Source organism: Bacillus sp. jun7 (assembly GCF_051034795.1).
GTDB classification, from domain to species: Bacteria; Bacillota; Bacilli; order Bacillales; family Bacillaceae; genus Bacillus; species Bacillus velezensis.
The window spans coordinates 2,778,274-2,802,163 of record NZ_CP093219.1 but is presented as its reverse complement, the minus strand read 5'-3'; the positions used below and the strand labels follow the sequence as shown (position 1 = coordinate 2,802,163).

General features: G+C 46.1%; 30 protein-coding genes. 3 read left to right on the top strand and 27 right to left on the bottom strand.

Going from position 1 to position 23,890, the window contains the following annotated elements:
* The first annotated feature begins 105 nt into the window (after positions 1-105).
* Positions 106-492: a DUF5362 family protein gene (locus tag MJQ52_RS13695; protein WP_003151208.1), complete on the top strand. Its 387-nt coding sequence runs from the start codon at positions 106-108 to the stop codon at positions 490-492.
* Between the two features lie 395 nt (positions 493-887).
* Positions 888-1,529: an endo-1,4-beta-xylanase XynA gene (xynA, locus tag MJQ52_RS13690; protein WP_003151206.1), complete on the top strand. Its 642-nt coding sequence runs from the start codon at positions 888-890 to the stop codon at positions 1,527-1,529.
* Between the two features lie 24 nt (positions 1,530-1,553).
* Here xynA and MJQ52_RS13685 read toward each other — a convergent pair whose 3' ends face one another.
* The 17 genes from MJQ52_RS13685 to MJQ52_RS13605 form a co-directional block, all read right to left on the bottom strand.
* Entirely contained in the window at positions 1,554-1,856 is a 303-nt protein-coding gene (locus tag MJQ52_RS13685; RefSeq protein WP_225630116.1) for a hypothetical protein, read from the bottom strand.
* 46 nt (positions 1,857-1,902) lie between these two features.
* Positions 1,903-2,307, bottom strand: a complete 405-nt coding sequence (locus MJQ52_RS13680) for an Rrf2 family transcriptional regulator (RefSeq protein ID WP_003151203.1) — start codon at positions 2,305-2,307, stop codon at positions 1,903-1,905.
* A 140-nt stretch (positions 2,308-2,447) separates the two neighbouring features.
* Entirely contained in the window at positions 2,448-4,157 is a 1,710-nt protein-coding gene (gene ureC / locus MJQ52_RS13675) for an urease subunit alpha (protein ID WP_003151201.1), read from the bottom strand.
* Positions 4,154-4,528 carry an urease subunit beta gene (gene ureB / locus MJQ52_RS13670; RefSeq protein ID WP_003151199.1) on the bottom strand — a complete coding sequence of 125 codons (375 nt, stop codon included), beginning with the start codon at positions 4,526-4,528 and terminating at the stop codon, positions 4,154-4,156. The genes ureC and ureB overlap by 4 nt, the downstream gene beginning before the upstream one ends.
* On the bottom strand, positions 4,525-4,842 hold the full coding sequence (ureA, locus tag MJQ52_RS13665; protein WP_003151198.1) for an urease subunit gamma: 318 nt from the start codon (positions 4,840-4,842) through the stop codon (positions 4,525-4,527). Before ureA ends, ureB begins: the two co-directional genes overlap by 4 nt.
* Positions 4,843-5,195: 353 nt before the next feature.
* Positions 5,196-5,384: a CsbD family protein gene (locus MJQ52_RS13660; protein ID WP_003151197.1), complete on the bottom strand. Its 189-nt coding sequence runs from the start codon at positions 5,382-5,384 to the stop codon at positions 5,196-5,198.
* 73 nt (positions 5,385-5,457) lie between these two features.
* Complete coding sequence (locus MJQ52_RS13655; protein ID WP_003151196.1) at positions 5,458-5,937, bottom strand: hypothetical protein; 480 nt, start codon at positions 5,935-5,937, stop codon at positions 5,458-5,460.
* Positions 5,938-6,059: 122 nt separating this feature from the next.
* Positions 6,060-7,190 carry a tetratricopeptide repeat protein gene (locus MJQ52_RS13650; protein WP_003151195.1) on the bottom strand — a complete coding sequence of 377 codons (1,131 nt, stop codon included), beginning with the start codon at positions 7,188-7,190 and terminating at the stop codon, positions 6,060-6,062.
* A 190-nt stretch (positions 7,191-7,380) separates the two neighbouring features.
* Positions 7,381-8,406 (bottom strand): GTP 3',8-cyclase MoaA, encoded by a 1,026-nt coding sequence (gene moaA, locus MJQ52_RS13645; RefSeq protein WP_094247428.1) that lies wholly within the window; start codon positions 8,404-8,406, stop codon positions 7,381-7,383.
* Between the two features lie 17 nt (positions 8,407-8,423).
* The gene (fdhD, locus tag MJQ52_RS13640; protein ID WP_014306001.1) at positions 8,424-9,212 is read right to left on the bottom strand and encodes a formate dehydrogenase accessory sulfurtransferase FdhD; all 789 of its coding nucleotides are present in this window, start codon (positions 9,210-9,212) and stop codon (positions 8,424-8,426) included.
* Between the two features lie 94 nt (positions 9,213-9,306).
* A complete protein-coding gene (locus MJQ52_RS13635) occupies positions 9,307-9,471 on the bottom strand; it encodes a hypothetical protein (protein ID WP_003151191.1) in 165 nt (54 codons plus the stop codon).
* Positions 9,472-9,559: 88 nt separating this feature from the next.
* Positions 9,560-10,240 (bottom strand): VWA domain-containing protein, encoded by a 681-nt coding sequence (locus tag MJQ52_RS13630; protein ID WP_165625824.1) that lies wholly within the window; start codon positions 10,238-10,240, stop codon positions 9,560-9,562.
* A 309-nt stretch (positions 10,241-10,549) separates the two neighbouring features.
* Positions 10,550-11,236: a VWA domain-containing protein gene (locus tag MJQ52_RS13625; RefSeq protein WP_003151188.1), complete on the bottom strand. Its 687-nt coding sequence runs from the start codon at positions 11,234-11,236 to the stop codon at positions 10,550-10,552.
* Between the two features lie 264 nt (positions 11,237-11,500).
* Positions 11,501-12,532 carry a stage II sporulation protein D gene (gene spoIID / locus MJQ52_RS13620; protein ID WP_014306003.1) on the bottom strand — a complete coding sequence of 344 codons (1,032 nt, stop codon included), beginning with the start codon at positions 12,530-12,532 and terminating at the stop codon, positions 11,501-11,503.
* Positions 12,533-12,730: 198 nt separating this feature from the next.
* Positions 12,731-14,041 carry a UDP-N-acetylglucosamine 1-carboxyvinyltransferase gene (murA, locus tag MJQ52_RS13615; protein WP_003151185.1) on the bottom strand — a complete coding sequence of 437 codons (1,311 nt, stop codon included), beginning with the start codon at positions 14,039-14,041 and terminating at the stop codon, positions 12,731-12,733.
* Between the two features lie 33 nt (positions 14,042-14,074).
* Positions 14,075-14,815: a YwmB family TATA-box binding protein gene (locus MJQ52_RS13610; RefSeq protein ID WP_003151183.1), complete on the bottom strand. Its 741-nt coding sequence runs from the start codon at positions 14,813-14,815 to the stop codon at positions 14,075-14,077.
* 141 nt (positions 14,816-14,956) lie between these two features.
* Positions 14,957-15,187, bottom strand: a complete 231-nt coding sequence (locus MJQ52_RS13605) for a DUF1146 family protein (RefSeq protein ID WP_003151181.1) — start codon at positions 15,185-15,187, stop codon at positions 14,957-14,959.
* A gap of 172 nt (positions 15,188-15,359) precedes the next feature.
* Here MJQ52_RS13605 and MJQ52_RS13600 point away from each other — a divergent pair, with 172 nt between their 5' ends.
* Positions 15,360-15,830, top strand: coding sequence for a hypothetical protein (locus MJQ52_RS13600; protein ID WP_003151179.1), 471 nt, complete (start codon positions 15,360-15,362; stop codon positions 15,828-15,830).
* Between the two features lie 44 nt (positions 15,831-15,874).
* On the opposite strand, the gene MJQ52_RS13595 is transcribed toward MJQ52_RS13600, so the two are convergent.
* From MJQ52_RS13595 to upp, 10 genes are all read right to left on the bottom strand, one after another.
* Positions 15,875-16,273 (bottom strand): F0F1 ATP synthase subunit epsilon, encoded by a 399-nt coding sequence (locus tag MJQ52_RS13595; RefSeq protein ID WP_003151176.1) that lies wholly within the window; start codon positions 16,271-16,273, stop codon positions 15,875-15,877.
* Between the two features lie 23 nt (positions 16,274-16,296).
* Positions 16,297-17,718, bottom strand: a complete 1,422-nt coding sequence (gene atpD, locus MJQ52_RS13590; protein ID WP_003151173.1) for a F0F1 ATP synthase subunit beta — start codon at positions 17,716-17,718, stop codon at positions 16,297-16,299.
* A 25-nt stretch (positions 17,719-17,743) separates the two neighbouring features.
* The gene (atpG, locus tag MJQ52_RS13585; protein WP_003151172.1) at positions 17,744-18,607 is read right to left on the bottom strand and encodes an ATP synthase F1 subunit gamma; all 864 of its coding nucleotides are present in this window, start codon (positions 18,605-18,607) and stop codon (positions 17,744-17,746) included.
* A gap of 75 nt (positions 18,608-18,682) precedes the next feature.
* A complete protein-coding gene (gene atpA / locus MJQ52_RS13580; protein WP_003151170.1) occupies positions 18,683-20,191 on the bottom strand; it encodes a F0F1 ATP synthase subunit alpha in 1,509 nt (502 codons plus the stop codon).
* Positions 20,192-20,207: 16 nt separating this feature from the next.
* The gene (locus MJQ52_RS13575; protein WP_003151169.1) at positions 20,208-20,753 is read right to left on the bottom strand and encodes a F0F1 ATP synthase subunit delta; all 546 of its coding nucleotides are present in this window, start codon (positions 20,751-20,753) and stop codon (positions 20,208-20,210) included.
* A complete protein-coding gene (gene atpF, locus MJQ52_RS13570; RefSeq protein WP_003151168.1) occupies positions 20,750-21,262 on the bottom strand; it encodes a F0F1 ATP synthase subunit B in 513 nt (170 codons plus the stop codon). Before atpF ends, MJQ52_RS13575 begins: the two co-directional genes overlap by 4 nt.
* Positions 21,263-21,404: 142 nt before the next feature.
* Positions 21,405-21,617 (bottom strand): F0F1 ATP synthase subunit C, encoded by a 213-nt coding sequence (gene atpE / locus MJQ52_RS13565; RefSeq protein WP_003151167.1) that lies wholly within the window; start codon positions 21,615-21,617, stop codon positions 21,405-21,407.
* Between the two features lie 45 nt (positions 21,618-21,662).
* Positions 21,663-22,397 carry a F0F1 ATP synthase subunit A gene (atpB, locus tag MJQ52_RS13560; RefSeq protein ID WP_003151158.1) on the bottom strand — a complete coding sequence of 245 codons (735 nt, stop codon included), beginning with the start codon at positions 22,395-22,397 and terminating at the stop codon, positions 21,663-21,665.
* A gap of 7 nt (positions 22,398-22,404) precedes the next feature.
* Entirely contained in the window at positions 22,405-22,788 is a 384-nt protein-coding gene (gene atpI / locus MJQ52_RS13555; protein ID WP_003151155.1) for an ATP synthase subunit I, read from the bottom strand.
* A gap of 419 nt (positions 22,789-23,207) precedes the next feature.
* Positions 23,208-23,837 carry a uracil phosphoribosyltransferase gene (upp, locus tag MJQ52_RS13550; protein WP_003151154.1) on the bottom strand — a complete coding sequence of 210 codons (630 nt, stop codon included), beginning with the start codon at positions 23,835-23,837 and terminating at the stop codon, positions 23,208-23,210.
* Positions 23,838-23,890: the final 53 nt, after the last annotated feature.

The window sequence follows — 23,890 nt, the reverse complement described above, 5'->3', positions numbered from 1 at the left end:
TATAAAAACGGAAACGGCTTGAAAAAACACATTTTATATTCAAAAGAATGACCGAATAGTGTATAAATGAAAAGTGAGTATTTTTTTATAAAGGAGTGCCATGGTTTGAAACCTGAATCAGTGAATCGTTCGCTTATTTCTATTTCGAAATGGGGAAAAGCGACAGGTATTTTGTTTATTATTATAGGCGCGTTTGCGGCGCTTTCGGGCGCGTTTTTCTTTTTAATCGGAGCCATTCCCGGCGTTCTGCAGATCATTGCCGGCATTTTTCTGATGCGCTCGGCAAATGAAGCGGGACAGATGGCGGCGCAGTTCAATGAACTGACAGAGGAACATATGCTGGAGAATTATGCAAAGTTCGTGAAAATGCAGGGGATCTATCTGATCGTGACGGTCGGCTTGTCCGTTCTCGGTATCGTTCTTTTCATTGTCCTCATGACGCTCGGCATCGTGGACGACGCGTTTAATAATATTGATGCTAATACATATTAAAAAGGAAAATCCCGGCGCATCCGCCCGGGATTTTTTCTTATTCCGCTTCTCCGACAACGGTAAAGTTTTTCTGCTTTGGATTTGCCAATACGGCGGCGAACAGCATTGACGCTGTATGCAGATATTCTTTCGACAAAAAAGTTTTTTCAAATAAAACGTTTCCTCAGAGTTTCAACTGAAATCACTCAGTTCTGCGAAATAAGGCTATGGCGGTACAAGACCACTCATCATACAATTTTTTGGGTCTTTGTAATTAAATTACAATTGTTCTTAATATTCACCCATGTATTCATGCTATTATATTGAAAGGAACGATCAAAAGCGTTGGCGTTCGTTAAATATTTACGAGTGCTGCCTCATGTCAAAGTCAGAAAAAATAGTATAGGAGGTAACATATGTTTAAGTTTAAAAAGAAATTCTTAGTGGGATTAACGGCTGCTTTCATGAGTATCAGCATGTTTTCGGCAACCGCCTCTGCAGCTGGCACAGATTACTGGCAAAATTGGACTGACGGGGGCGGGACAGTAAACGCAGTCAATGGCTCTGGCGGAAATTACAGTGTTAATTGGTCAAATACCGGGAATTTCGTTGTTGGTAAAGGCTGGACTACAGGCTCGCCATTTAGAACAATAAACTATAATGCCGGTGTTTGGGCGCCGAACGGCAATGGATATTTGACTTTATATGGCTGGACGAGATCGCCCCTCATCGAATATTATGTGGTGGATTCATGGGGTACTTACAGACCTACCGGAACGTATAAAGGTACTGTAAAGAGTGATGGAGGTACATATGACATATATACAACGACACGTTATAACGCACCTTCCATTGATGGCGATAACACTACTTTTACGCAGTACTGGAGTGTCCGCCAGTCGAAGAGACCGACCGGAAGCAACGCTGCAATCACTTTCAGCAATCATGTTAACGCATGGAAGAGCCATGGAATGAATCTGGGCAGTAATTGGGCTTATCAAGTCTTAGCGACAGAAGGATATAAAAGCAGCGGAAGTTCTAATGTAACAGTGTGGTAACAGCTCATCTCTAATGAGGGGCAGCTAACGGGCTGCTGATCGTTCCTTGAGAAATTTTATAATGATTGTGAAGAGGCGAACGGTTTTGGCATTACCGGAGGCAGGATATTCTCCATCAGTTTTTTTAGCGCGTATTAAAATAAGAGTTCCGTCTTTTTTTGGTAACCCGCTTACAACAGACACCTTCACATAAGCCTTAAGCAAAATAAAAATATCCCGGTTACCACCTCCTTTAGTTTCGGAGGTTTTCTTCATTAAACAGATCGCAATCCCGCATCCAGGCTTGTCTGAATATGGAGCCAAAACCGTGATTTCCTCATTACCCATTGTAACCATTTCCGTTACACGTCTAGCGGCATGAACCCATCTCTTTTTAACAAAAGAGATGATTCATTACATCATAAAGGGACTTGCTCGCAAGTTCATTCTCCATTGCCCGCTGTACGCTTCCGAACGTCTCATCGAGCGCGCGCTGAATATTTTTGCCGACCGGACAGTCGGGATTCGGATTGTCGTGAACCGCAAAAAGCTCTTCCTTATTCTGCACCGCCCTGTAAACCTCTAAGAGGGTGATCTCCGACGGATCTTTTTTCAGGCTGGCTCCCGGAACACCCGCCCGGGATGTCAGAATACCCGCTTTTTTCAGCTGGCTGATCGTTCTCCGCACTACGACGGGATTGGTGTTTACGCTGCCCGCAATCATGTCCGATGACGCCCGTTCATCCGTTGAGATCAGCGATAAAATGTGAATGGCCACAGCAAGACGGCTGTTAATCATGTTTTTCACCACCATTGTAACCAAAATAGTTACATTTCATTTGTTTGTCAACTACTAATATACACTAAAACGGGCGGCAGGATGAAATCAAGTTGGCAATAGAGGGTAAACAGGCCGGCGGGAAACCGGCCGGAGAGGGATTAAAATAAGAAATAACGCTGTCCTAGCGGAACATAGCTGACGGGCTGGCATGCCAGCTCTTCTCCGTCGGCGAACACCTGATAGGTTTTCGGATCGACATGTATATTCGGCATCGCGTCATTCAGCTTCATGTCGAGCTTACTCAGCTTACGGATATTCCGTACGGGAGAAATCATTTTTTCAAGGCCGAGCTTTTCCGGCACACCGTTTGCGATACCGGCCTGGGACATAAATGTAATAGAGGTATTGCGGTTTGCTTTACCGTATGATGCGTACATCTGCCGCATAAACACGGGCTCAGGCGTCGGAATGGAAGCATTCGGATCTCCCATCTGGGCGCGGGCAATCATGCCGCCTTTGAGCACAAGTTCAGGTTTGACGCCGAAGAAAACCGGGTCCCATAGTACGAGGTCGGCGAGCTTTCCTTTTTCAACGGAACCGACATCATGGCTCAGACCGTGAGTGACAGCCGGGTTGATCGTGTATTTGGCGATATAGCGTTTGGCGCGCACATTGTCATTGCCGTTTTCTCCCGATAGAGCGCCGCGCTGTTTTTTCATTTTATCGGCCACCTGCCATGTCCGGATAATCACTTCTCCCACCCTGCCCATCGCCTGCGAGTCAGATGACGTCATGCTGATCGCGCCGATATCGTGCAGAATATCCTCCGCCGCAATGGTGGCCGCTCTGATGCGTGAATGACTGAACGCCACGTCTTCAGGCACTTTTGAATCTAAATGATGGCAGACCATCATCATATCAAGATGCTCGTCCATCGTGTTGACGGTATATGGAATCGTCGGCGTCGTAGAGGACGGCAGGATATTGGCGTAAGATGCGAGTTTCATAATATCCGGTGCATGGCCTCCGCCGGCTCCCTCTATGTGATATGTATGGATAACCCGGTCGCCGATCGCATCAAGCGTATTTTCTAAAAAGCCCGCTTCATTTATCGTGTCTGTGTGGATCGCCACCTGAATGTCCGCCTCATCCGCTGCTTCCATGCAAGCTTTAATGGCGCTTGGCGTTGATCCCCAATCTTCATGCAGCTTCAGGCCGATCGCGCCTGCTTCCACCTGCTCGATCAGCGGCGCTTTATCGGATGCATTTCCTTTTCCTAAGAAACCGACATTGATCGGAAACTCCTCGGCCGCTTCCAGCATTCTCGACATGTACCATGCACCGGATGTACAAGTCGTCGCTTTACTTCCCGTCGCAGGACCTGTTCCGCCGCCGAGAAGCGTGGTCACGCCTGAAGAAAGCGCGACTTCCATCTGCTGCGGGCAGATAAAGTGGATATGCGTATCCACCCCGCCGGCCGTTACGATTTTCCCTTCGCCGGAAATGACTTCTGTTCCGGCACCGATAATCATGTGCGGGTCCACCCCATCCATCATATCAGGGTTGCCGCTTTTCCCGACGCCGACAATCCGGCCGTCCTTCACCCCGATATCCGCCTTGACGATTCCGGTATAATCCAGGATGACGGCGTTTGTAATGACCAGATCAAGCGCTCCGTCTTTCCCGGTGATACGCCCGTTCTGCCCCATGCCGTCCCGGATTGTTTTCCCTCCGCCGAAAATCATTTCTTCCCCGTAATTCGTGAAATCTTTTTCGACTTCAATCCATAAATCCGTATCTCCGAGTCTGACTTTGTCTCCCGTTGTCGGTCCGAACAGTTCTGCGTATTGCTCACGCGACATTTTCATCGGATCGCCTCCTCCATCCATCCGGCTTTTTTAAGATTTGACAGCGTCTTCTCTTTTCCCCGCTCATCCATGTACGTATCGGCCATGCCGTTGAGGCCTCTGACCGTTTTTCGCCCTCCGATTTCCACGAGCGTGACGGTTTTCTCTTCTCCCGGTTCAAAACGGACAGATGTGCCTGACGGGATATCAAGGCGCATGCCGATGGCTTTGTCCCGATTGAAGGAAAGGGCGCCGTTGGCTTCGGCAAAATGAAAATGCGATCCTACCTGCACTGACCGCGTTCCGTTATTGGTGACTGACACCTCCAGCGTCTTCCGGCCTTCGTTAATGGTGATGGTCCCCTTTGCGACTTGAATCGCTCCCGGCTTCATGACTTCACCTCCGCTTTGATCGGCTGATGAACGGTGACAAGCTTAACCCCGTCCGGGAACGTCGCTTCCACCTGAATGCTGTCCAGCATTTCCGCAACGCCTTCCATAACGTCTTTTTCAGTCAATACATTGCGGCCGGATTCCATCAGCTCAGCAACGCTTTTTCCGTCTCTCGCGCCTTCCATCAGATAACAGGTCAAATATGCGGCGGCTTCGGGATAATTCAGCAGAACGCCGCGCGCCTTCCGCTGCTTAGCGAGCTCTCCCGCCGTAAAAATAAGCAATTTTTCTTGTTCAACCGGTGTCAGTTTCATCTGTATTCCCCCTTAGTGATAGTCAAACACAATCCGCATGGTCATACCGAAACGATGCAGGCGGCCGCCACCCCCTTCACCTCATGAAATGTTAAGTGATAAAAGTTATTCGACAGTGAACGGCCCGATTCCTTTTGCAGAAATGACCGATTTCTCATTTTTTTCTTCAACAAACGTTTAATTAAATGTGAAGAAAGGTTACATTCTTTGTGAATATTATAAAGAAATCGCCGGGGAATTTATAGAATATTTAAAAATTTAGTGAATATTAACCAAACGAACTGGAATTTTTGTCATTTCTCATAACAAAAAGCCCAAAATATTTTGGGCTTTTGCTGTGTTTCACGATCAAATTAATCATCACTGAGTTTATCTTTCGTTTTACCGACACCCTTTTGCAGGCTGCCTTTCGCTTTGTCTTTTTTCCCTTCCGCTTTTAAGTCGGACTTGTTTGCCATGTCGCCTGCTTTGTCCTTTGCTTCCCCTTTCATTTTGTTCATGCCGCCTTTTACTTTGTCTTTTAAACCGTTATCTTCACTCATGGTCTCTTCAGCTCCTTTTGTTTTTGTGTACTTGTTTTCTTCCCTTTCAGCCTGATAGCAAACATTTCAACTCTCAATTATTGATTTCACAGCGTTCCCCGTAGCGGATCACTTTGTAAACGGCTAATCCGTCTGACAGCTTATTATCCCCGTATTGCACGGGCAGAAGAGCAAAGAAAACATAATAAGTTGAAAAATAGACAAATTGGTAAAAAAATAAGTTTGGCTCTAGGAAATCTTTTATGATCAGCAGATTTATTAAAAAGATAGAAGCGAGATTAAACAGACAGCCTCCGGAATAGACGAGCGCGCTCGTCAGACGGTTATCTATCCGCAATTCGCCGAACTTGCAGAAAGAATCTATGAAGTAGATACGCCGAACCTGAATCGGCCCTACTTTTAAAAGACGTTTCCCCATTCCGATATCCAACGACGCCTTGCCTCCGAACAGCATGGCCATAAAGCTGTGTCCCGACACATGGATGACAGACACCATCGGGAGAATGATGAGAAATGAAACGAAAAACTTTATCATATCATTAAATCCGAACAACAAATCCCTCCTTCCCATCGTACTTTTTTCCCTCTTTTGCGATTTTTCCGATTTTTTCTATGATCAAACGTCCTGATGTGCATAAAAAAATAACCATCTGCTGATCAGATGGTTAAGAAAAATTATATATCGTATAAACACTGTTCTTTTTGAATGTTTTCTCTCATGCGAATCGCTTTTTCATAAAAATACGCCGCTTCTTTATATTGCTCATGTGCGCTTGTGTAAACGGCGGCCTCCAAGGCGAAATCTTCAATATACACATACAGCGATTTTTCATTCATATAGTCAAACACTTCATGGATTAAATCCATATTGAGTGACTCCAAATAAAGCGCTTGTAAAAACTTATACTTCTCTAAACTGAATCGGTCGCCGCGTTCTTTCGCGATCATGATCCCTCTTTCATAATAGGTGAGGGCCGCTTGGTCATCATGCAGCCTGAAAAGGGTGTGCGTTAAGCTGAACAGCGCCTTCGGAAGCTGTTCAAGCTGATGCTCTTCAAAAACGGGAACCGCTTTTCTAAAGTACCGGGCCGCTTCATCCAGATCCCGCTTTTCAGCATAACAATTCCCCAGATTGTAAAGCGAAGACCCGATCAGGCGGGGCTGTCCTTCAAGCAAAGAAAGGCGGAGGGCTTCGTCTAAATGCTCAAGCGCTTTGTCGTAGTTTTTGCAGTCGATGTAGTTTCCTGAAATGACGAAATGGCATTGAATTCTCCGCACTCTGTAAAAATCGTGTTTCATATACGTATCCAGCGCCTGAATCCCGTGATTCATGGAAAAATGAGTCTGCTTCATGACGTAAAACACTTCAGACATCTTGAAATGGAATTCCGCCCTCTCTATATCATCCTCGACAAATGAAAGGAGTTTTTCCGCTTTCCGGTAAAAAGAAATAGCCGCAACATAGTTATTGTGATCGAATTCATACATCCCTCTGAACAAATGGAAATAATACTCAGACAGTCCCGATATGCTGTCCGTGCTTTCGATCGTCTTTTGCAGCTCGCTATACTGAATCTGTGATTGTTCGGTGCATTCCGGCTTGACGTAATCAAGCATAATATGATGGCGGTAGCTGATCAGCTGATAATATAACAGCAGCAGCTGGTCTTCCTCCATACGTTGTATATCCTCATCAATTTCCTCTTTCAGCTTTATGGCATCAGCCGCTTGAAACGCTAAAATGTGCTTGTACCATTTGTTGATCTTGACTCCAACTTGAGATGACGGAATCTCGTATGCGGTCATGCCCCTTTCACAACCTTTTCTAATTTCTATTGGTTATATTTTAACATATTGTATGGCTTTGGAATTGCATAACTTGATTGTCCTGCATCAAAATTCCTATCATATATTTCGGCTGTTACCGGTATTTTTTGAACAGACCGCTCTCATATTGTGAATAAAAAAGCCTGCCCTTGTCCGGGCAAGCTTTTCTTCATCCGCCTATATAAGACATTTCCACTTTCTTTTTTCCATCCGTTTTAGAAAGCGCGCGGTCAATTGAATACTGATCCGTGCGATTTCTCCAGACAGAAGCGATGGATTCCGTCAATTCATCATCGGTCAGACCGCCGCGCACGAGTTTCCGAACATCATAGCCGCTTGACGCAAACAGGCACGTAAACAGCTCGCCTCTCGCCGACAGGCGCGCTCTGTTGCAGGAGGCGCAGAATGCATCCGAGACGGAGGAAATCACGCCGATTTCGCCGGAACCGTCAAGATAGCGGAACCTGGAAGCGACCTCTCCTTTGTAATTCGCTTCTATCGGCTCCGTCGGCATGTGCTGGTTGATCAGATCAATAATTTCGGCCTTCGTGATCACGTCTTTTTTATTCCATTGATTCGTATTGCCTACATCCATAAATTCAATAAACCGGAGAATATGACCCTTTTCTTTAAAATAGCGGGCCATCGACAGGATATCTTTTTCATTGACGCCCTTTTGAACAACCATATTGATTTTCACACCGAGTCCGGCCGCTTTTGCCGCCTCAATGCCCTCAAGCACCTTGTTCACCGAAACGCCGCGGCCGTTAATGGCCTTAAACCGCTCATCCTCTAAAGAATCGAGGCTGACTGTCACTCGATGCAGCCCCGCCTGCTTCAGTTTTTCCGCATACACGGGAAGCAGAGAGCCGTTTGTCGTCATCGCGATATCTTTAAGTCCGGGGATGCGCGCAAGTTTTTTGATCAATTCAGGCATATCTTTTCTCATGAGCGGCTCTCCGCCCGTCAGCCTGATTTTTTCAACGCCGAAGCGGCCGACAAACAGCTTCGCAAGCCGCTCAAGCTCCTCGAAGGAGAGCAATTCCGTCTTTTGTAAAAATGGATAATCCGGTCCGAATAATTCGGCTGGCATACAGTACGTGCATCTGAAGTTGCAGCGGTCGGTTACAGAGATACGAAGATCCCTGAGCGGCCTTTCCTTTTTGTCTGTCACCCGGCGCGTTTCTGTATTCATAAGCCCAAGACCCCTTTCTATTGTTCAACCCGTTCAGGATGTGTGTATACGTTAAATGATCCGTTTCTGACAAAACCGATCGCGGTGATGTTCAGCTCTTCCGCCATTTGCAGCGCGAGCTCCGTCGGCGCCGATTTTGAAATGACAATCGACACGCCGATTTTTGCGGCTTTTAATAAAACCTCTGAGGAAATCCGGCCGCTGAAGACGATCAGCTTGTCACGGACGGGCATTCCGTTTTTCAAACAGCAGCCGTACAGCTTATCCAGCGCGTTGTGGCGCCCGATATCCGTCCTCATCAAGAGCAGCTTTTCCGTATCGCACAGCGCTGCATTATGGACGCCGCCCGTTTCCCGGAAGGTGCCGCTTCCGCTTTGCATCTCCTTCATCAGGCGAAGGCACGTCTCAGGAGTTATGGTAATCCGGCTGACGGCGGTTTTGGCCGTTTTCACATCCTGCTGAAAGTAAAAATGGCGGCCTTTCCCGCAGCATGAACCGATGACCCTCTTCGTATAGTCTTTTTGCTCAAGCACTCCGGGATTCGTCAGTTCAACATATGCGAACCCGAGACTTTCATCTATAGTAAAGCTTTTGATCTCTTTTTCAAAACGAATGACGCCTTCTGATGCGAGAAATCCGATGACGAGTTCCTCTAAATGGTCAGGCGTGCAGACGAGCGTAACAAATTCCTGCCCGTTCACCATGACGGTAAGCGGATACTCTGAAACCATCCGATCTGCCGTCTTTGTTAATACCCCTTTTTCATAGCGGTATATGTCTCTTACCGCTGTTGTTTTTTCATCCACTGTTTTCCCCTCCGCAGTATCCTTCTCTTTTATTCTTCCACAATCCCTGTATTTTGTCGAATTTGCGGTTTAAAAAAAGAGCCCTCTTCGGACTCTATGTTTCATTGCGATGATGTCTGCTCAGAATGGTGAATAAAATAACTGCGGCGATAATGGCCAATATACTGACGAATATGAAGGCGGCAAGCTTCAGAAAAATCCCTATCAGAACAAAAACGACTGCCGCCAGCACCAATATAATGCCTGCTCCTTTTAACAACAGCGTTCATCTCCTTTTATCCGTATCATTCCCGCGGTTCCGTTTTCTAAACAAAAAAAAGACGCCGCGCGGGCGTCCTTTTTTTAACCTATTCTTTTGCTAAATCCTTTGCGGCGTCTTCCCAAGCCTGTTTGAACTCGTCCGCGCTGTCAGCTGAGACGTATGTGCCGCCTCCCGCTTCCGCCGCTTTTTCAAGGCTTTCGCTTCCTTTCATGCCGAAGTTGAAGCCGATGATATTGACGACCGTGTTGACATTCGCTTTACGGAGCTTTTGAATTTCGGCTTGAGGATTCCCGCCGCATGTTTCTTCACCGTCTGTGATCAGATATACGACGTTTTTCCCTTTAGCGCCGGCCCGCTCAAATTCTTCACGTGTATCAGAAAGCGCTTTCGCTATCGGTGTCCAGCCGGTCGGTTTAATCTTGCTGAGTGATTGCTCAAATGGAGTCACGGCGTACGGCTGAAGGCCGTATAACGTTTCAGTCGCGTTACATGATACGGCTTTGCCTGAGTTTTTATTATTGCCCATATGCCCGAATACCCGAAGCATCAGATTCGTGTCTTCAGGAAGAACTTCCGCAAAAGAAGTGACAGACTCTTTCGCAACATCTATTTTACGCTCTCCCCCTGTTTTTTGTATCATGCTCCCGCTTGCGTCAAACAGCACGGCGACGTTTGTTTCTTCGTGCTTTTTCTCAGCTGCAAAAACAGGTGATCCGAGTGAAAGCGTCAAAAGTCCGACAATCCCCGCAGTGAACATTTTTTTCATTTCCTTCATTCCTCTCCGTTTGTTTTTGGCCGATGGGCCCCCGGCTCTTCTCTATGCTAGATGAGGAGTATGCAAAAAGATATAGGGCGGGATTCCTTTTGTATAAGCGGCTGTACGCCGTTAAAAATGAACAGAATTATGCGCATCATCCTAAAAAGATTGGATAAATGATGACAGATTTAATGCCTTTTTCGCCCTTTTTGTAATATAAGTCCGGAATCTGATTCTTTTTACAGTTTTCTCTTCATCTTTTCTTGAAATTTTTGTTAAATAAAAATAAAAAAAAGGGCCGCTAAACGGCACCTTTTCTTATTTCGCTAATGAACTCGCTTCCATCGTAAAGATGCGGTTCATATCCTTTTGGCTGTGAGCTTCGTAATATTTTCCTCCGCCCGCACCGGCAATTGCGTGAAGCTGTCCGTTGAAGCCTTCTTTAAAGTCAAAGCCGATTACGTTGACTTTAATATGATGTTTGCGAAGTTCTTTCGCTGTCTTAATAGGATCTCCGCCGCATGTCTCCTCACCGTCCGTCAACAGGTAAACGGATTTAAAGCCGAATTTATGAACGCCGTTAAAAGAAGCCTTCGCATCTTCTAATGCTTTTGCAATCGGTGTCCAGCCCGTAGGCCCGATTCCGTTCAGAGAGTTGAGGAAGCTCTGTCTGTCAAACTTTTGGAATCCGTATACACCGCGAATGGATTCACAAGATTGAACTTTTCCGGAGTTTTTATTATTGCCTTCCGAACCGAAAACCGTCATTCTGACCTGTGATGTAGACTTAATTCGATCTGCAAAACGGACGATTTCATCTTTTGCCATATTGTATTTAGAAACGCCGTCAATCCGTTTCGCCATACTGCCGCTCGCATCAAGCAAAATGGCGATATTGTTTTTAAATAAAAATGTCTTCTCGTTTGCATTCTCGGCAGCAAAAGCAGGAGATGCAGCAGTCAGCATCAATCCGAGCATGATTATGAGTGAAAGTGTTTTTTTCATTGCTTCTTCCCCTTTTCAATAGATTTACGTTCAACGCCGAACAATATTTATCGTAAATGAGATGAAAAGGGAAATAAATAGGACGGCGTTCCTCATTATTTTTGCGTATATTCACATAGATACGGCATTTTTATCAGTGATTTTCACCCGGCGCTCAGCCTTCAGACGGCATTTGTCAGCCTTTAGGCTTTCGTTATATGAGTCTGTTGGTTGCTTTACCGTTTATGGAATAGTTTTCAAAAAAACAGACGCTCATGAAAGCGTCTATTTTTTCGCCATATATTTGTTTAAAAATGAATCTGCTTCGGATATGTCCACTCCCTGATAATAATGCTTGACGATGTCCGCCACGGATTTCCCCTGCTCCGCCATGTAATTGGCCCCGTACTGGCTCATGCCGACGCCGTGGCCGAATCCTTTTGTCGTAATGGTGATGCTGCCGCCGTTCCGTTTCCATTCAAAGTCGGCAGAACGGAGTCCGAGTTTTTCCCGGATGTCTCTTCCCTTCAGCTTTTTGCCGTTTATGACGGCCGTCGCCACTTGATGGCCCGGCGTTCTGGCTGTAATCTGCCCTACCGTGTTTTGTCCCGAGAGCTGTACGCCGAGCTTTTGCTGAAACTCCGGCACACTGAAGGTCTGGGTGGCGAGATATTTCGGCGAATGCTTATCCCACGGACTTTTCACGCTCTTTAAATAAGGAATGGCGCTTGTCCAATAGGCTTCCGCATTTTCCGTATACCCGTTGCTCGTAGAGAAGAAAGATGCCTCAATCGGCTTGTTGTCGTACGTTAAAATCTTTCCTTGCGTGCCTGCGACCGCGTTTGTGATTTTCTTGAGGTTGTGTGCGTACTTAGAACCCCATTCTTTTTTCAGCTGGCTTTTGCTTTGATAGACTTGGAACATTTGCGTATCGTCCACCAGTGATCCTTTCGGCGCCTGAACGGCTGAGTCAGCGACCATCAGCCTGACGATGAAGGTCCGGGCGGCGAGCGCCTGGGCTTTTAAGGCTTCCGGTTTAAAGGTTGCGGGCATTTCGGAAGCCACGACACCGATCACGTACTCTTCAAGCGGAATGTTCTCTACAGAATGATTGGATGTCCGATAAACCGGAATGGATACAGGTGATTCTTTCAATGTTTCTGCTCCTTTTGTTTCTCGTGTGGTGTGTGTTGTTTTGTGTCCGGGCTCTCTGTTTACGGCTGCTCCTTTTTCCGCCTGAAACGGAAGAACGAGAATGGTGGGAACAAGAAGAATAAGTATACACAGCCCGGATAGTAGAAATACAATCGGTTTCATATATCAGCTGCCTCCTGCTTGGGATTCGACTCTACTTCATCTTATGGGCAGGGACAAGCTAATATGACTTCCTTTTGGACAGAATCTTATTCCATTTTTCACGCGAAAAACGTATTCTTTTTTGAAAATCAGAGCATAATAATGATGATAAACCATAAAAAAACAGTATGCCAGATTGACATACTGTTTTTACAGCCATTATGCGTTTAGGTCAGTTACGACTTCTTTGCTTTCTTGTTCAGCGGCCGTTTCATCAACGACACGCTCGATGTCAGCGCCGAGAGCCGCAAGTTTTTTATGGAAATTCACATAACCGCGATCCAAGTGCTTCAGTTCCGTGACGCGTGTATGACCTTCAGCCACTAATCCCGCAAGAATCAGCGCCGCGCCCGCACGCAGGTCCGTAGCGGCAACTTCTGCGCCTTGCAGCTGTACAGGGCCGTTAATGATCACAGAACGTCCTTCAATTTTAATGTCGCCATTCATCCGGCGGAATTCTTCAGCATGCATAAAACGGTTTTCAAACACAGTTTCAGTAATCATGCTTGTTCCGCTCGCACGGAGAAGCAGCGCCATCATTTGCGACTGCATATCAGTCGGGAATCCTGGGTGAGGCATCGTTTTAATGTCGATCGGCTTCAGCTGGGCAGGACCGATGACACGAAGGCCTTCTCCTTCATCCGTAATTTTGACTCCCATTTCTTCCATTTTCGCAATTAAAGACGTAAGATGCTCAGGAACCGCACCTTTGACTAATACATTTCCTTCCGTGATAGCCGCAGCCACCATGAAAGTACCCGCTTCAATACGGTCAGGAATGATGTTGTGTCTTACGCCGCGAAGCTTCTCGACACCTTCAATTTTAATGGTGCCTGTGCCGGCTCCGCGGATTTTTCCGCCCATCGCATTGATATAGTTCGCTAAGTCAACGATTTCAGGCTCTTTTGCCACGTTTTCAAGCGTTGTTGTTCCTTCAGCTAAAGCAGCTGCCATAATCAAGTTTTCTGTCGCACCCACACTTGGGAAATCTAAATAGATTTTTGCGCCCTGCAGACGGCCTTCCACTTCTGCTTCAATAAAGCCGTTGCCTACTTTGATTTTTGCACCCATTGCTTCAAAGCCTTTTAAATGCTGATCAATCGGTCTTGAGCCGATTGCGCAGCCGCCCGGAAGCGCTACTCTTGAATGACCCGTACGGGCTAACAGAGGGCCCATAACAAGCACTGACGCGCGCATTTTGCGCACATATTCAAAAGGTGCTTCTGTTTCTAAAGCGTAAGAAGCGTTTACGGTAACTTCATTATTCTCAAAATGCACATCTGCTCCTAAATGACGCAACACTTCATTAATTGTATATACATCGGAGAGCGTAGGTACATCACATATTACGCTTTTTTCTTCACTTGCTAATAAAGATGCAGCGATAACTGGTAAAACGGCATTTTTTGCTCCTTCAACTTTCACTGTGCCGTTTAACTTCTGACCGCCGCGGACGATGATTTTTTCCAAGGTATTCCCCTCCGCGTCCCTATATTCTCTATATTAATATTCAGTCGTCACGATTGGTGTGCCAACCGTAACGGTATGTTTTCCGCCCATTCCCGCACTTCTAAGCGCAACTTGCACATTCATCTTATGTTTCGATGTCATGATGTAATCTGTCCACTTATATGTAAATGCAGAAACAGAAACGAAATGAGGCTCAACTACATGTTCAACTGGACTTGCTTCAAATTCTTTCATGAGCTGTTCTGCTTTTTTTTGCAAAACAATACTCATATTATCATTTAAATGACCCTTTAGACAAGTAAAAATAAATACTTTATTTTGAAATATGTCATGTGCCTGCCGTTCAAACTGTTCATATGTATCATTCCAGTTTTCCGGTTGCTCCGGGCTCATTTGCTCATATAATAAATACGAAGTTGGGTTCTGGTTTTTGAGGGTAGTGACGAGCTGCAGTTTAAAAGTTGTGTGATTTTTTTTGTCAGAATACGTGCCGACGGCCTTTACGATTTTATCTTCCCGCGCGGATTCCCAATGATATTGCGGATACTGCGTCTTCAGTTCTTTTACCTTGTCATCAAATTCACTCAGTGACAGGTTCAGATTTTTTTTCGCATGAAGCGTCCATTCATCCACAGTGACCTGCTGCCGCTCCATTCCTTCGGCAATCTGGGCAAGCGGAGACAGCTCACTTGCATGAATGGAATGAAATACCGCTATTAAGGCGCTTAAAAAAACAAAAAACAAGATGATGCGGCCTGCTCTTTTTTTCTTCATATCGATCTCTCCCCCTTACTCCCATTTTTGCCGGAGCCGGGGAAAGCAATACATGGAAAACTTCGTCAAAACTCGCCAAGCGGGTGAAGAAAAATTGGTTTCTCACCCAGCGATTCCCTTCATTTCAACAGACGAAACATCTTAAAATAAGTATGGAAGCTGTTTCGAATAGGTAAGATAATCTAAAAAGAAGTTGGCGACTGCCGTACCGATCGCAATGGTAAGAAGAATGATCAGCAGCCTCGCCTGCACTATTTTTCCTTTTCGGATCAGCGGATCAAAGTTGACGGCCTGAAGCGCCCACCATGTCACCGCAATGCATACCAGGTGAACCAGGATGCTGATTGCGGCCTGCTGCCCCAATACATTCACAAATTCCATCTCCTTTCATTTTTTCCGCCCCTCATATCCTCTCTTATTATATAAGAAGAAGAGAGAAAGATGATCATTTTTACATCAGAATTTTTATCCAAAATTAGGGGCAATCCCCGCTTAAATGTCCGTTCTCCGGCATGATATACTTTTTTGGAAAGGAGATGGGAATATGAATCATTCCTTTTTTCATCCGGAAAAGCAGTATGGAGAAACACTTCCCGTATTTGACCACGAGTGGGAAGCGATAGCATTCTACTATGATTATAGACAGTCTCAAACAGAGGAACTGAAAGAATTATGTCAGTTTTTCAACATTTCTCTTGATTATTCACCCGGCAGCCTGCTGGCAGTGGAAGCTCTTTACTTCCGCAGCATAAAAGAGCTGCTTTTGGCGGATTGGAACCTGCCGATTGACGAATTTGAGAAAATGCTCAGTGTGTATGTCATCGATTGCGCCATCAGACATCATGACGATGCCGAATGGGTCGTCAAACCTTATCCGTATACGGACGGCGCTTATACGACGGGTGTGCGGAGAGGAAACAAAACGTGGCACACCGACAACTGCTGCGAACATTTATATCTGCAAAAAGAAGAGGATCATCCGCTTATCGGCGTCTATGAATCTCTTATGCGTTAATATAGAAAAAGAATCCTTCTCAGACAGCCGAGAAGGATTCTTTTTTAGTTTCCTGCAACATCCAATCTGTTTACAGCCCGCTGTAACGCAAGCTCAGCCCGACGAATGTCAGTATCATCTGATCGTTTGTTCAAACGGTCTTCCGCCCGCTTTTTCGCAGCAAGGGCGCGCTCTTTATCAATGCTTTCCGCTGTTTCAGCGGCTTGTGCAAGGATAGTGACCTGATCAGGACGGACTTCTAAAAATCCGCCGCTGACAGCCGCCAATTCGGTCTGCCCGTCTTTTTTAAGGCGGACAGCGCCGATTTTAAGCGGAGCCACGGTCGGAATATGGCCAGGCAGGATACCGAGATCACCGCTCTCGGCTCTTACACTCACCATTTCAATATCAGCATCATATACTGGGCCGTCGGGAGTAACGATATTGACTTTAACGGTCTTCATGCTTTTACCCTCCTAGGACCAGATTAAACTTCTACACCCATCTCTTTTGCATTCTCAATGACTTCTTCAATGCGTCCCACAAGACGGAATGCATCTTCCGGAAGATGGTCATATTTACCGGAAAGGATTTCTTTAAAACCTCGTACCGTTTCTTTAACAGGCACGTAAGAACCCTTTTGTCCCGTAAACTGCTCAGCTACGTGGAAGTTTTGAGAAAGGAAGAACTGGATACGGCGTGCGCGGTGAACGACAAGCTTGTCTTCTTCACCTAATTCGTCCATACCGAGAATCGCGATAATATCCTGAAGTTCTTTGTAACGCTGAAGCGTTGACTGGACTTCACGCGCCACCGCATAATGCTCTTCTCCGACAATTTCCGGAGCAAGCGCGCGGGAAGTGGAAGCCAGCGGATCAACCGCAGGGTAGATACCCATTTCAGTTAATTTACGCTCAAGGTTAGTCGTTGCATCCAAGTGAGCGAACGTTGTCGCCGGAGCCGGGTCTGTGTAGTCATCGGCAGGCACGTAGATCGCCTGGATAGATGTAACTGAACCAACGTTTGTAGACGTAATACGCTCTTGAAGCTGACCCATTTCTGTCGCAAGCGTCGGCTGATAACCAACCGCAGAAGGCATACGGCCGAGAAGCGCGGAAACCTCTGAACCCGCTTGTGTGAAACGGAAAATGTTATCGATAAAGAACAGTACGTCCTGTCCTTGTTTATCACGGAAATGCTCAGCCATTGTAAGACCCGTCAGTGCTACACGCATACGTGCGCCCGGCGGCTCGTTCATTTGTCCGAAGACCATGGCTGTTTTCTTGATAACGCCTGAATCGCTCATTTCGTAGAAAAGGTCGTTCCCTTCACGAGTACGCTCTCCTACACCGGCGAATACGGAAATACCGCCGTGCTCTTGCGCGATGTTGTTGATTAATTCCTGGATTAATACGGTTTTACCTACGCCGGCGCCGCCGAACAATCCGATTTTACCGCCCTTGATGTAAGGAGCGAGCAGGTCAACAACCTTAATTCCCGTTTCAAGAATTTCAACCTCAGTTGAAAGCTCATCGAATGAAGGAGCTGATCTGTGGATCGGGTCCTTTTGAGCATCCGCAGGCAGCGGTTCATTTAAATCAATTTTATCTCCCAGTACGTTAAATACGCGTCCGAGAGTCACATCACCGACAGGAACGGAAATCGGCGCACCTGTATCAACGGCTTCCATTCCGCGCTGAATTCCGTCCGTAGATGCCATGGCAATTGTACGGACTGTATCATCGCCTAAATGAAGAGCAACCTCTAGCGTTAGGTCGATGCCTACTTCATTTTCGCCTGTAGCTGGCTGTGAAACTTTAATCGCATTATAAATCGCAGGCAAGTGGCCGTCCTCGAAACGTACGTCGACAACCGGTCCAAGCACCTGACTTACGCGTCCTTTCTTCATCGCTATCCCTCCTGACAAAATCTTTCTATTCTAAAGCGGCTGCACCGCCGACAATTTCGGTAATTTCTTGTGTAATCGCCGCTTGACGCGCGCGGTTATATGAAAGCGAAAGTGAATCAATGAGTTCTTTCGCATTATCAGTCGCATTTTTCATTGCTGTCATTCTCGCAGCGTGTTCACTTGCTTTACTGTCAAGAAGCGCGCCGTAAATTAAGCTTTCCGCATATTGAGGAAGCAGCACTTCGAGCACCTCTTCTTCATCCGGTTCGAACTCGTAAGAAGCCGTGCGCTTCCCGCCGCTCGTTCCGAAATCCGTTAAAGGCAGCACTTTTTTCTCCGTCACTTCCTGTGAAATCGCACTGACGAAATGGTTATACACCAAATGCAGTTCATCAAAAGCGCCGTCGATAAACATTTGAACCGTCTGACGGGTCAAATCTTTAATCTGAGCAAAAGTGACCTCGTCGCCAAGCCCCACTAACTCAGACAAAATCGGCATCTCCCGTTTTTTGAAGAAATCGCGGCCGACTCTGCCGATTGCAATCACCGTGTATTCATCTTTAGACTGATGGCGTTCTTGAATGGTGCGGTAAGCGTTTCGCAAAACCGAACTGTTAAACGCACCCGCAAGCCCGCGGTCAGACGTAATGACGAGATACGCCGTCTTTTTCACTTCTCTTGAGACAAGCATCGGGTGTTTCGCGTTTTTCGCGCCTTTTCCGACGTTAAACACAACCTCCTGGATCTTATCCATATACGGAGCAAATGACTTCGCGTTGGTTTCCGCACGGTTCAGCTTCGCAGCGGATACCATCTGCATGGCTTTTGTAATCTGGCTTGTTTTTTTCGTTGACGTGATCCTTGACTTAATATCGCGTAATGAGGCCAAAGATTTCACCACCTTTATTCTTCATTTGCGTAAAAAGAGAGAAAAAGAGAACCTTTTTCTCTCATCTTCTAAGGGTTAGTTGCTTGGTGCAAATGTGCGTTTGAAGCCTTCGATTGCAGCTTTGAAGTCTTCATCAGCAGGAAGGTTTCCTGTTTTCGCAATGCCGTCAAGCAGATCTTTATGGTTTTGATCAAGGTACATGTAGTACTCTTCTTCAAAACGTCTGATATCCGCAACCGGAATATCATCAAGATATCCTTTTGTCAGCGCATAAAGAATGGCTACCTGTTTTTCAACCGGAAGCGGCTTATTCAAGTCTTGCTTCAGCACTTCAACTGTACGCGCACCGCGGTTCAGTTTCGCCTGAGTCGCCTGGTCAAGATCAGATCCGAATTGGGCGAATGCTTCAAGTTCACGGTATGAAGCAAGGTCAAGACGCAATGTTCCCGCTACCTTTTTCATCGCTTTGATTTGGGCTGACCCGCCGACACGGGATACGGATAATCCGGCATTGATCGCAGGACGCACGCCTGAGAAGAATAGGTCGGATTGAAGGAAAATCTGTCCGTCAGTAATGGAAATGACGTTTGTCGGAATATAAGCGGAGATATCTCCTGCTTGTGTTTCGACGAACGGCAGCGCCGTAATTGATCCTGCGCCTTTAGCGTCACTCAGCTTGGCTGCGCGCTCAAGCAGACGGGAGTGAAGATAGAATACATCCCCAGGGAATGCTTCACGGCCCGGCGGACGGCGAAGAAGCAATGACAGTTCACGGTAAGCGGCTGCTTGTTTCGATAAATCATCATATACGACGAGAACGTGCTTGCCGTTGTACATGAATTCTTCACCCATTGTCACCCCTGCATACGGTGCAAGGTAAAGAAGCGGAGCCGGCTGTGAAGCGGATGCCGTCACGACAATCGTGTAATCAAGCGCGCCGTGCTTACGAAGCGTTTCCACCACGCCGCGTACTGTAGATTCTTTTTGGCCGATCGCTACGTACACACAGATCATGTCTTGATCTTTTTGGTTTAAGATTGTATCAATCGCAACAGATGTTTTACCTGTCTGACGATCCCCGATAATCAGCTCACGCTGTCCGCGGCCGATCGGAATTAACGCGTCGATCGCTTTGATACCCGTTTGCAGCGGCTCATGTACCGATTTACGGTCCATTACGCCTGGAGCCTGGCTTTCGATCGGACGTGTTTTGCTTGTCAGAATCGGACCCAGTCCGTCTACCGGCTGTCCGAGCGGGTTGACGATACGTCCGATTAATTCTTCACCTACAGGAACTTCCATGATGCGGCCCGTTCTTTTGACCTCATCACCTTCGCGGATATCTCTGTAAGGTCCTAAGATAACGATACCTACGTTGGATTCTTCAAGGTTTTGAGCCATACCCAAAACGCCGTTTGAAAACTCAACAAGTTCACCGGCCATACAATTGTCAAGGCCGTGTACACGCGCAATACCGTCTCCGACTTGGATGACTGTACCTACGTCATGAACTTCAATTTCAGATTGGTAATTTTGAATTTGCTGCTTTATCAGCGTGCTAATCTCTTCAGCTTTGATGCTCACTTAGGTTTCACCCCTTCTATCGATTTCCTCCGGCAAGTTGACGTTCCATGCGCTCAAGCTTTCCGCTTACGCTTCCGTCATAAATCCGGTTTCCAATGCGGACTTTAATGCCGCCTATTAAATCCGTCTGCACTTCATTTCTGATTCTGAGCGAAGCGATTCCGGCTTTTTTTGCAAACACTTGAGACAATGATAACATTTCCGCTTCTGACAGCGGTTTTACTGAATAAACAACCGCATCCTCTGTCTGACGGGCCTGATTGGCAAGTTTGATAAACTCGTCTGTGAGATCAGGCACAATCGAAGACCGGCGGCGGTCAATCAGAAGAAAAATCGTATGCAGCACAGACTCAGACAGTGCGCCGAACGATTGCTGAATCAGCTCTTTTTTCTTAGCGGCCGATACCTTCGGATGGCTTAGCACTTCCTGTAATCCGGCTTCGTTCCGGAACACTTCTTTTAGTACGGTAAGCTCTTCTTCGATTTCATTGATTTGAGAAGTCTCAACGGCAATGTCGAAAAGCGCTGACGCGTATCGTTTAGAGACAGCAGATCCACTCATCGGCTTTCTCCTACCTCTTTAAGATAGTCCTGAATCAGTTGTTCCTGGGCTTGTTCATCAAGCTCTTTTTCAATCACTTTCGATGCGATTAAGACAGAAAGTGATGCGACTTGCTCGCGAAGTGCGGAAACCGCTTGTTCTTTTTCTTTGACAATTTCGGTTCTCGCCGCTTCTTTCAATCTTTCAGACTCGGCGCGTGCAGCCTGGATAATGTCTTCCTTCTGCTTTTCACCCAGTTTTTTCGCATTTTCAATGAGTGATTGTGATTCCTGTTTCGCTTCTTTTAAAAGAACGCGCTGCTCTTCAATCAGCTTCTGCGCTTCTTTATTTCTTTCTTCAGCGGACGTAATTTCGCCGGCGATATGATCTTCACGCTGTTTCATTATATTTAATAGCGGTCCCAGAGCGAATTTCTTGAGAAGCGCTAATAAAACTAACATAGCTAACAATTGGAATAGGATATCTCCGCCGTTAAACGACAGTCCTAATTCAAGAGGTAATTGAGACATCTACTACGGCAACTCCCTTCTGCAGGTTTTCTCTGCTGATAAAAAACCGTTTCGGCACGGCCTGCTTATCAGACATAAAGCAATGGCGAAGGTTCTCTTAGAGTGATCTTCGCCATTTTTAGTTCATATAAGGCTTTTTTGCTTAGCCAAAGAACGCTAAGAACGCGATAACGACAGCGATAATCGGAAGGGCCTCAACCAATGCGATACCCATGAACATAAGAGTTCTAAGTTCTTTTCCTGCTTCCGGCTGACGGGCGATTCCCTCTACCGTACGTGAAACGATCAGACCGTTACCAATACCTGCACCAAGTGCACCTAAACCGATTGCAATTGCAGCTGCTATTAAATTCATGAAAAAGTTCCTCCTTTAAAATGTTATCCGAATGGATATATGATTTTAATGATCATGACTGATTTTGTGTGACATGTACACCATCGTCAGCATCGTAAAGATAAATGCCTGGATGGTACCGATGAACAAGCTGAATGCCTGCCATGCAAGCATCGGAATAATGGCTCCGACTGTGCCGACCAAACCGAGAAAGAAACTGTTTGAGTAGAAATTCGTCGCCAGATTCGCAAGCAGGCCAAGAAGAATTTCCCCGGCGAAAATGTTACCGTAAAGACGAAGTCCGAGTGTCAGCGTATTCGCAAACTCCTCAATGATCTTCATCGGGAACATAAGCGGAACCGGTCTGAGGTAATCCTTAGAGTATTCCTTCAAACCTTTCATCTTCACGCCGTAATAGTGCGTTAACGACACAACCATAACGGCTAGAGTCAGAGTAATAGCCGGATCGGCCGTCGGTGATTTCCACCAAAGCTCGTGTCCGACCGTTACAGAAAACGGCAGCCCTAGCATATTTGATACAAATATGTACATCAGCAAGGTTACACCAAGCGCCAAGAAGTTAGCCCCTGTTTTTAAATCCATTGTACTGCCTATAATATTGCGGACAAAATCAACAATCCATTCCATGAAGTTCTGGGCTTTTCCCGGACGGATGGACAGCGTTCTTGTAGTAAGAATCGCAATCAGCAGCACAATCACACTTGCCACAGTAATCATCAGAATGTTTGTCAGATTAAAAGTAAGACCAAACAAATCAATAGTTCTGTAATCGTGATTCAATGGGTTTTCACCTCTCTTCCATTGATGAACGTTTGAGCTGAATAATGGAATCTATCATAATGACGGGATAAATTGTCATTAATCCAATAATCACACTTGCCACACTGACTTTATCGGGATATTTAAAGGCGACAGCCATCGCAAGTATCGCATTGCACCAACGCGCTGCGCTCCCGAGTGATCGTATGGACTTTCCTTTCGCCACGGCCTTGTCAAAAGCATTCATTCTTCTGGTCAAGAGCCACAAATTAAACAAACTGAAAACAGTTCCCAAAAAGAGGCCTAAAAAAACAGTTTTATACGCCGTAAGACCATATCCCAGCAAATAGATTGCTAAGATTACAAATACATATCTCCGTTGTCTGCTGAATGTAAGATTGGGATCGTCCATCAACTATCTGTCTCCTGATGAAAATGTAATATAATTCCTGGATACGGCAAAACATGCGGTTAACCCTTGCAGAAGGCCTTTTTTGTCCGCAAAACGGCCTGTTCGAAAAAACCACTCATCCTCCTGATGCCACGGGATGCTGTTTCATTCGCTTAGATAAATCCTCATATAACGGGTTTTTTTGGAGGATTTAAAATGAGGATGGATACTAGAAATGAAAGGAATGAAAACCTTCTCATAATACCCTCGTTTAGCATACAATAGCCCCTAACATGTGTCAATCTGTTTAAAGTTAAAAAACTTTTTATACCGGAAGCATACACAGAATGTTCACAAATTCACCTATAAATGTATGAACTCTGCCCATTCAGCAAATATCTGGATAAAAAAAGAAAACCCCCTGAATGAGGTTTTCCGATTTATTTGGTTCCGTACAGTCTGTCACCCGCGTCACCGAGGCCCGGAACGATATAGCCTTTTTCATTCAGTTTTTCATCAAGGGCGGCGATATAAATATCAACGTCAGAATGATGTTTCTGCAGCTCTTCCACGCCTTCCGGAGCCGCTACAAGACACATAAAACGAATGTTTCTCGCGCCGCGCTTTTTCAGGCTGTTGATCGCTTCCACCGCAGAGCCTCCCGTAGCAAGCATCGGATCCACGACAATAAATTCGCGTTCTTCTACATCAGAAGGAAGCTTGACATAGTATTCCACCGGTTTTAAGGTTTCCGGATCACGGTATAATCCGACATGTCCCACTTTAGCGGCCGGGATTAATTTCAGCATGCCGTCTACCATTCCGAGACCCGCTCTCAGGATCGGCACGATACCGAGTTTCTTCCCTGAAATCACTTTGGAAGTCGCTGTTTGAACAGGTGTTTTCACTTCCACTTCTTTAAGAGGAAGATCACGTGTAATTTCAAACGCCATCAGTGATGCGACTTCGTCCACAAGGTCTCTGAAATCCTTTGTACCTGTATTTTCATTCCGAATATATGTCAGCTTATGCTGGATTAAAGGATGATCAAATACGTAAACCTTTCCCATACTGTGTTCAGCTCCTTTTTTGTTGTCCGAGTGACTTTTTCACACTTCTATTG